General features: G+C 70.6%; 5 protein-coding genes and 1 pseudogene. 4 read left to right on the top strand and 2 right to left on the bottom strand.

Going from position 1 to position 8,564, the window contains the following annotated elements; genetic code table 11:
* The 3 genes and pseudogenes from JWR86_RS13655 to JWR86_RS13645 form a co-directional block, all read left to right on the top strand.
* Positions 1-402, top strand: a pseudogene (locus JWR86_RS13655) (tRNA(Ile)-lysidine synthetase); the annotation flags it as partial.
* A gap of 65 nt (positions 403-467) precedes the next feature.
* Positions 468-2,390 carry an ATP-dependent zinc metalloprotease FtsH gene (gene ftsH / locus JWR86_RS13650; RefSeq protein ID WP_299566533.1) on the top strand — a complete coding sequence of 641 codons (1,923 nt, stop codon included), beginning with the start codon at positions 468-470 and terminating at the stop codon, positions 2,388-2,390.
* A gap of 143 nt (positions 2,391-2,533) precedes the next feature.
* Positions 2,534-3,328 (top strand): ZIP family metal transporter, encoded by a 795-nt coding sequence (locus JWR86_RS13645; RefSeq protein ID WP_299566531.1) that lies wholly within the window; start codon positions 2,534-2,536, stop codon positions 3,326-3,328.
* 9 nt (positions 3,329-3,337) lie between these two features.
* Here JWR86_RS13645 and JWR86_RS13640 read toward each other — a convergent pair whose 3' ends face one another.
* Both JWR86_RS13640 and JWR86_RS13635 read right to left on the bottom strand, forming a co-directional pair.
* Positions 3,338-5,182: a CocE/NonD family hydrolase gene (locus JWR86_RS13640; protein WP_299566529.1), complete on the bottom strand. Its 1,845-nt coding sequence runs from the start codon at positions 5,180-5,182 to the stop codon at positions 3,338-3,340.
* A gap of 112 nt (positions 5,183-5,294) precedes the next feature.
* Positions 5,295-6,488, bottom strand: coding sequence for an aminotransferase class V-fold PLP-dependent enzyme (locus JWR86_RS13635; protein WP_299566527.1), 1,194 nt, complete (start codon positions 6,486-6,488; stop codon positions 5,295-5,297).
* 184 nt (positions 6,489-6,672) lie between these two features.
* Between JWR86_RS13635 and JWR86_RS13630 the strand changes: the two genes are divergently transcribed.
* Positions 6,673-8,564, top strand: a 1,892-nt coding sequence (locus JWR86_RS13630; RefSeq protein WP_299566535.1) for an FAD-linked oxidase C-terminal domain-containing protein, incomplete at its 3' end; no start/stop codon positions are given.

The following is an 8,564-nucleotide window of genomic DNA, read 5'->3' as shown; positions in this document are numbered from 1 at the left end:
CGCCGGGCCGATGAGGCGCTGGACCGCCTCAGCACGGACGCGCTGGCCGCTGCCGGCGGGGCACTGGCCCCGGCCGTGGGGCGCGGGACGGCTCTCGACCTGCGCGCCCTGGCCGCCCACCCCCAAGAGATCGTGCTCCGCGCCCTCGCCTCCGCGCTGGGTCCGGACGCGCCCATTCGGCTCGACCGGCTGGAAGCCTGCGCGGACGCGCTCGTGGCTGCCTCCCGGGCCGGCCGGCCGCTTCGGCGGACGCTCGCGGGACGCCTGCTCGCCCTCGACGGAGCGGGAATGCTGGCGATCCGGCCCGAGCCGGCGCGCTCGCGCGGGCGGCGGACCGCGCCGGTAACCCTGCCCGCCGCCGGACCGCCGCATTCCCTTGGCAATGAGGGGCCGGGTACCTAAGTTAACAGGACCCGGAAGGCCCTGATCAGAGGGGCATTCGCTCCGGCCGGGATCGACAGATCGAGATGAATCCGAATTTCCGCAACTTCGCCCTCTGGGTGATCATCTTCCTGCTCGTCCTGGCGCTGGTGACGCTGTTCCAGAACCCCAGCCAGAGGGGCAGCGGGTCCGACATCGCCTACAGCCAGCTCCTCAGCGACGCCGAGACCGGCCGCATCACCACCGTGGTGATCTCGGGCCAGGAGATCTCCGGCACCTATTCGGACGGCCGCACCTTCACGACCTACGCGCCGTTCGACCCGCAGCTGATTTCCAAGCTCGCCGCCAAGGGCGTGCAGATCAACGCGCGGCCGCCCTCCGATTCGACGCCCTGGTTCATCGCGCTGCTGGTGAACTGGCTGCCCATCATCGTCTTCATCGGGGCCTGGATCTTCCTCAGCCGGCAGATGCAGTCTGGGGCGGGGCGAGCCATGGGCTTCGGCAAGTCCAAGGCGAAGCTCCTCACCGAGGCGCATGGCCGCGTGACCTTCGAGGACGTGGCTGGCGTCGACGAGGCCAAGGACGACCTCACCGAGATCGTGGAATTCCTCCGCGACCCGCAGAAATTCCAGCGCCTCGGCGGCCGCATTCCGCGCGGCTGCCTGCTGGTCGGCCCGCCCGGCACCGGCAAGACGCTGATCGCCCGCGCCGTCGCCGGCGAGGCGAACGTGCCCTTCTTCACCATCTCGGGGTCGGACTTCGTGGAGATGTTCGTCGGCGTCGGCGCGAGCCGCGTCCGCGACATGTTCGAGCAGGCCAAGAAGAATGCGCCCTGCATCATCTTCATCGACGAGATCGACGCGGTCGGACGCCATCGTGGCGCGGGTCTCGGCGGCGGCAACGACGAGCGCGAGCAGACCCTCAACCAGCTCCTTGTGGAGATGGACGGGTTCGAGGCCAACGAGGGCGTGATCATCATCGCGGCCACCAACCGGCCGGACGTGCTCGACCCCGCGCTGCTGCGGCCGGGCCGCTTCGACCGCCAGATTGTCGTCCCCAACCCGGACGTGGTCGGCCGCGAGAAGATCCTGCGCGTCCATGTCCGCAAGGTGCCGCTGGCCCCCGATGTCGACCTCCGCACGGTGGCGCGCGGCACTCCGGGCTTCTCGGGCGCCGACCTCATGAACCTCGTGAACGAGGCGGCGCTGCTTGCGGCGCGGCGCGGCAAGCGCATCGTCACGCATCACGAGTTCGAGGACGCCAAGGACAAGGTCATGATGGGCGCCGAGCGCCGCACCCTCGTCATGACGGACGACGAGAAGCGGCTCACGGCCTACCATGAGGCCGGCCACGCGCTGGTCGCCCTGAACGTGCCGGCGACGGACCCGGTCCACAAGGCGACCATCATTCCGCGCGGCCGCGCCCTCGGCATGGTCATGCAGCTGCCGGAGCGCGACAAGCTGTCCATGAGCTTCGAGCAGATGACCTCGCGCCTCGCCATCATGATGGGCGGCCGCATCGCCGAGGAAATGACGTTCGGGCCCGAGAAGGTGACCTCGGGCGCGCAGTCGGACATCGACCAGGCCACCCGCCTCGCCCGTATGATGGTGACCCGCTGGGGCTTCTCGCCCGAGCTCGGCACCGTCGCCTACGGTGAGAACAACGACGAGGTGTTCCTCGGCATGCAGGTGAGCCGGCACCAGAACGTGTCGGAAGCGACGGCGCAGACGATCGACTCGGAAGTGCGCCGCCTTGTCGAGGCCGGGCTCTCGGATGCCCGCAAGATCCTCGAGGAGAAGCGGGCCGATCTGGAGGCGATCGCCGAAGGGCTGCTCGAATACGAGACGCTGACCGGCGCCGAGATCCGCGACCTCATCGAGGGCCGCCCCCCGGTGCGCGATTCCAACGAGCCACCGACGCCCCGCCCCTCGCCGGTTCCCTCCGCGGGCCGGGGCCCCCGCCCCCGCGGCGAGCCGCCCGGAGGCCTGGAGCCGCAACCGCAGGCCTGACCGGCGGACACACTGATCGAAGCCCGCCCTCCGGCGGGCTTCTTTGCGTTCAGGGGCCGCATGGCGGAGTGCGGCAAGGCCCGGGCGGATCGGACCTTTCGCCGCCGTTCAGAGTTGATCGCCGCACCCGGAGGCGTGGCGGGATGGCAGGCGAGATTTGGATCGTGGGCGGAGTGGCGGCGGCCGGGGCGCTCGCCTCGCCGATCGGCGGGGTCCTCGCCCTCTGGCGTCAGCCGACCTCCCTGTTCATGTCCCTCGCGCTGGGCTTCGCGGCAGGCGTGCTGCTGGCCACCATCGGCCTTGAAATGATGCCGAAGGCGCTGGAGCTCGGCTCCGTGCCGATCGCGGCGGGCGGCTTCGCGGCCGGCATGGGCGCCGTTTACGGCCTCGACCTGTGGACGCATCGGGGCCGCATGGCAGGGCCCAAGGCGGACCAGTGCGGCGACGTCCGGCGCTTCCATTCCGGCCACCCGTCGCGCGCGTCGGACGCCGCGGTGCTGGCCGGCGGCACCAGCGCCGAGGAGCTGATCGAGGGGCTCAGCATCGGCATCGGCGCGGCGATCGACTCCCGGATCGGCATCATGATTGCCCTCGCCATCGTCATCGACAACGTCGCCGAAGCGCTCAGCATCGGCACGCTGATGCGGAGCGAGGAGTCGGATGCGACGAAGCACCGTCGGCGCATCCTCGGCTGGACGGGCCTGATCGGCCTGTCCCTGCTCGTTTCCACCCTGGCCGGCTGGTTCCTGCTGCGGGACATGCCGAAGCCGGCGCTCGGCTTCCTGTTCGCGGCCGGTGCGGGCGGCATGTTCTACCTGACAGTCAGCCAGCTCGTGCCGGATGCCGAGGAGCGGCATTACCAGCAATCCGCCGCGCTCGCGGCCGCGGCCGGCTTCGTGCTGATCTTCGTCCTGTCGAACCTGGTGGGGGGCGAATAGGCCCGCGGCTCAGGCGGGCCGCACCGGCAGGTCCACGTGGCAGCGGCCGAGATCCAGCGTCAGACGTGGCGGGCGGCCATGCGGCACCTGCCCGCAATGGTCGGCATCGGCCCCGGAGATCGACAGCCTGATGCGGCTTCCCGCCGCGAAGCGCCACGCCACGGGGAGGCATGGGATCCGGATCCGCTCCCGCCGACCGGGCACGAGCGGTTGCGCGTCGCCGCGGGCAAAGGTGCGAAACGGCCACGCCGTCCGGTAGCTGTCCGGGCACGGCGCCTCGGCCCGGTGCAAGGCCCGCAGCAGCCCCTCGGTGACATAGCGGACCTGCCCGTCCGCCTCGACCTCCGAGAGGTAGCAGAACAGGGCCGCGTCCGGCTCGCTCGCGGCGAGCGTCAGGTCCACCAGGGCGTGGCCGGTGAGTTCGAGGCTCTCCGGCAGCGGCTCCGAGGTCCAGCTCGCCAGGCGGGCGGCCCTGTCGGCCCAATCCGGATAGTAATCTCGCGAGTCGATGCCGGCGATGCGCTCGTAGCGGGTGCCGGTGCCGCTGCCCCAGGAGAAGTCGACCTGGATCTGCTCGCTCGGCCCGTCCGGGGCCGGCGCGGACCGGGCTTCGTCGTCCCGGAGCTGTCCGCCGGCCGCAAGGGACAGCCTGCGGCCGCCCTCGGCCGGCGGCCAGGTCTGCGCCGCGCGCCAGCGCTCCGCATGCAGCGCGAAGAGGTGGATCGGCGCCTCGCGGTTGAGACCGGTCGGCCGCCCCAGGAGGTAGTGGTCGAAGAAGCGCAGGATCTCGCCCAGCAGGGGAAAGCGCGGCTCCACCGCCTGTCGCCAAGGCGACACGTCGATGCGGGCGCCGTGATCCCAGGGGCCGAGCAGGAGGTGGCGCGGGTTGTTGGCGAGCGTCAGGTGCCGGGCGATGGCGCCATTGGCGTAGCCGGCGCCGTCGCGCCAGCCCGAGACCGAGTAGACGGCGACCTCGGGCCGGATGCCGGCCGCGACCGAATAGGGACTGAAACTCGCCGAGGTGAAATCCGGATCGTAGGGCAGCGCGTCGTCCCGGAACCGGAACTCGGCCATGAAGTCGGTCTGGCGGAAATTGCCGCGATGCTCGGCCACGGCCTCCCGGACGAGCACGCCCTCCGGGTCGTCGTCCACGGGCTGCGGCCCCTCGAAATCGGGGTTGGCGAAGTAGGAGAAGGATTTCAGGAGGTCGCGACGGTCGTGGTCCAGCGCCACCATCAGCTCGTCGTACACCCGCGTCAGCCCGGTCAGCAGGATGCCGCCAGGATAGTAATTGTCCGCATAGGTGTCCCAGACGGAGAAGAGCGGCGCGATCGCCTTCACGGCCGGGTGGCCCGTCGCAGCCAGGAAGTCCGCCCCGGCCCCGAGATACGACACCCCGGTCGCCCCGATGCGGCCGTCCGACCAGGGCTGGCTGACGATCCAATCCGCGACTTCGCGCGAGTCTTCGCGCTCGCGCGGGGACCGGAAGGAATCGCGGGTGCCGAAACTCGCACCCGTGCCGCGGGTATCGACGACAACCAGGGCATAGCCGCGCGGCACGAACGCGTCGCGATACTTGCCGGCGTTGGGCGAGGGCTCGCCCTCCGCCCCGTCGCGCATCCGAAAGCGGCGGTAATAGGGGGTCAGGATCAGAATGGCCGGGAGGCGTTCGGCCGGTTTCGGGCCGCCCTCGTCCCGCTGCGCCGGCAGGTACACGTCCACTGCCAGGCGGCAGCCGTCCCGCATGACGAGGTAGCGGGAGCGCGGCGCCGGAATCGCGAACTCGGCCGGGCGCGAGGCCAAGTAGGCGCCCGGCGTCACCAGCCAGGCATCCTCGCCCTCGTGCTCTGTCATGGTCGTCCCTCCGGCCCGTTCAAGCCGGGCCCCGCCCGATCTCACGGCAGGGAGGTCCGGGTCGAGACGTCGGCCGCACCTCGATGGTTCGGAGCCGGGTGCCGGCCGGCTTCTACTCGGCCGCGGCGGCCATGGCGCCCGCATTGCCGCCCAGGAAATCCATCGCGGCCGACACGCCGCCCGAGCGGTGCGGGATGCCGCGGGCCCGCAAGCCCATCTCCACGCCGGTCAGCACGCCCGTGACCATGAGGTCATGGAAATCGCCCAGGTGCCCGATGCGGAACACCCGGTCGGCGAGCGGACCGAGCCCGTTGCCCAACGACATGTTGGAGCGCTCCAGGATCTCGGCCCGCAGCGCGTCCGCCGAGTGGCCCTCCGGCAGCCGCACCGCGGTCAGCACGGAGGAATACTCGGCCGGGTCCGCGCATTGGATGTCGAAGCCCCAATGCCGCACGCAGCGCCGCGTCGCCTCCGCGGCGCGGTCGTGCCGGGCGAAGACGTTGTCGAGCCCCTCCTCGTGCAGCATGTCGATCGCGACCTTGAGGCCCTGCAGCAGGTTGGTCGAGGGCGTGTAGGGAAAGAAGCCCTTGTCGTTGATGGCCAGCATCTCCTCCCAGTCGAAGAAGGAGCGGGGCAGCCTGGCGGTCCTGGCGGCGGCCCGGGCCTTGTCGGACACGGCGTTGAAGGACAGGCCCGGGGGCAGCATCAGGCCCTTCTGCGAGCCCCCCACGGTGACGTCCACGCCCCATTCGTCGTGCCGGTAGTCGATCGAGGCGAGCGAGGAGATCGTGTCCACGATCAGCAGCGCCGGATGCCCGGCCTGGTCGATCGCACGGCGCACCGCCGGGATCCTGGAAGCGACGCCCGTCGAGGTCTCGTTGTGGACCACGCACACGGCCTTGATGGTGCGGCCCTTGTCCTCGGCGAGCCGGGCGCCGATCGCCTCCGCGTCGACGCCGTGCCGCCAGTCACCCGGGATCACCTCCGCCTCGATGCCGAGTTTCTTGGCCATGCGGCTCCACAGGGTCGAGAACCAGCCGGTCTCGAACATGATCACCCGGTCGCCCGGCGAGAGCGTGTTGAGCAGCGCGGCTTCCCAGGCGCCGGTGCCGGAGGCCGGGTAGATCACCACGGGCTTCTCGGTCTTGAAGATGGTCCTGATGCCGGCGAGCACCTCGCGGCCGAGCTTCCCGAATTCCGGCCCGCGATGGTCGATGGTGGGCTTGGCGATGGCGGCCAGGACCGGCAGGGGCGTGTTGGACGGGCCAGGGATCTGCAGGAAGTGGCGGCCGGCTTGATAGCTCACGGGCGTGCTCCTCAGGCCGTTCGGCCGCTCGCGTTTCGCTACACGCTGTGATCGGGTATCGCGGCATCATGGTCAATCTCGGGGTTCATGAACCAAGTCCCCCGACCCGTGGTCCGGGCGGTGGCACGTCACGTCCCGCCTCGCCCCGACAGGGAGGCTCCCGCGCGTGACCCTATCCCGCGACATGGCGCTGGAGCGGCGCCTCGTCCGCGACCTCGAGGGCGAGGTGCGCTTCGACGCCTTCACCCGCGGCCGCTACGCGACCGACGCGTCGATCTACCAGATCATGCCGGCCGGCGTGGTCTTCCCGAAGACAATTGGAGATGTGGAGGCGACGCTCGGGATCGCCCGGGACGCCGGCATCTCCGTGGTGGCCCGAGGGGGCGGCACCTCGCAGAACGGGCAGACGGTCGGGCCGGGGCTGGTGATCGACTTCTCCCGCCACCTGAACGCGATCAGCCACCTCGATGCGGAGAACCTGACGGCCACGGTGCAGCCGGGCCTCGTGCTGGAACGGCTCAACGGCCGGCTCCGGCGGGACGGATTGTTCTTCCCCGTCGAGCCCTCGACCGCGAGCCGCTGCACCATCGGCGGCATGACGGCCAACAATTCCTGCGGCGCGCGCTCCATCCGCTACGGCAAGATGGTCGACAACGTGCTCGGCATTGAGGCGCTGCTGCCCGGTGGCGAGACCGTCCGGCTCGGCCTCCGGGGGGGCAATGATCCCGGGATCACAGGATCACGGGATGCCGGGATCCTGGCCGACCGCATGGTGGCGCTGGCCCAGCGTGAACGGCTCGAGATCGAGCGGCGCTTCCCCAAGGTGCAGCGCCGGGTCGGCGGCTACAACCTCGACGCGCTGCTGCCGGAGCAGCCGAACCTCGCCCACCTCCTGGTCGGCTCCGAAGGCACGCTCGCCCTTTCGACGGCCGTCACGCTGAAACTGACGCCGCTGCCGACCCATCGCGTCATGGGCGTGTGCCACTTCCCGTCCTTCCGGTCGGCCATGGAGACCACGCGCCACCTCGTCGCGCTCGGGCCGGTGGCCGTGGAGCTCGTGGACGAGAACGTGCTGGTCCTCGGCGCCGACATCCCGATGTTCCGCCGCACGCTGGCGGACATCACGCGGGGGCGGCCGAACTGCCTCCTGCTGGTCGAGTTCGCCGGGGACGACCTCGCCGGGCTCCGGGCCGACCTGCGCCGGCTCGACGCCGCCATGGGCGATCACGGCTTCCCGGACGCGGTCGTGGAGGTGGTCGAGCCGCCGCGGCAGCGCTCAGTCTGGGACGTCCGGGAGGCCTGCCTCAACATCATGATGTCGATGAAGGGCGACGGAAAGCCGATCTCCTTTATCGAGGATTGCGCGGTGCCGCTGGAGCACCTGGCCGCGTATACGAGCGCCATCACCGAGCTGTTCAGCCGGCACGGCACGCGGGGCACCTGGTATGCTCACGCCTCCGTCGGCTGCCTCCATGTCCGTCCGATCCTGAACATGAAGGACGAGGCGGGCGCCAGCACCATGCGGGCCATCGCCGAGGAGGCCTGCGAGCTGGTGCGGCGCTTCGAGGGGTCGCATTCCGGCGAGCACGGTGACGGCATCTCGCGCTCGGAATTCCACGAGCGCATGTTCGGCCGGCAGCTGGTCGCCGCGTTCGAGGAGGTGAAGGACGGGTTCGATCCGGCCGGCCTGCTCAACCCCGGCAAGATCGTCCGCCCTCTCCGCATGGACGACCGCAGCCTGATGCGGTTTGCGCCCGGCTATGCGGCCGCGGCACCGAGGCAGCCGGCGCTCGACTGGTCGGAATGGGGCGGGTTCGGCCAGGCGGTCGAGATGTGCAACAACAACGGCACGTGCCGGAAGAGCTCCGGCGTGATGTGCCCGTCATACATGGTGACGGGCGACGAGCAGCACGTCACCAGAGGCCGGGCCAACTCCCTCCGGCTCGCCATCTCGGGCCAGCTCGGGCCGGACGCCTTCACGTCCGACGACATGAAGGCCACGCTCGACCTCTGCGTCTCCTGCAAGGGCTGCCGCCGGGAATGCCCGACCGGCGTCGACATGGCCAAGATGAAGGT

Origin of the sequence: Enterovirga sp. (assembly GCF_028290205.1) — a bacterium.
Classification (GTDB): Bacteria; Pseudomonadota; Alphaproteobacteria; order Rhizobiales; family Beijerinckiaceae; genus Enterovirga.
Note: the sequence above shows the minus strand (reverse complement) of the source record. Positions and strands in the feature narration are given on the sequence as shown.

What these genes read in the sequence shown, in the direction of transcription:
- ftsH (WP_299566533.1), top strand. Translation starts at nt 468, where the DNA reads ATGAATCCGAATTTCCGCAACTTCGCCCTCTGGGTGATCATCTTCCTG.
- JWR86_RS13645 (WP_299566531.1), top strand. Translation starts at nt 2,534, where the DNA reads ATGGCAGGCGAGATTTGGATCGTGGGCGGAGTGGCGGCGGCCGGGGCG.
- JWR86_RS13640 (WP_299566529.1), bottom strand. Translation starts at nt 5,182, where the DNA reads ATGACAGAGCACGAGGGCGAGGATGCCTGGCTGGTGACGCCGGGCGCC.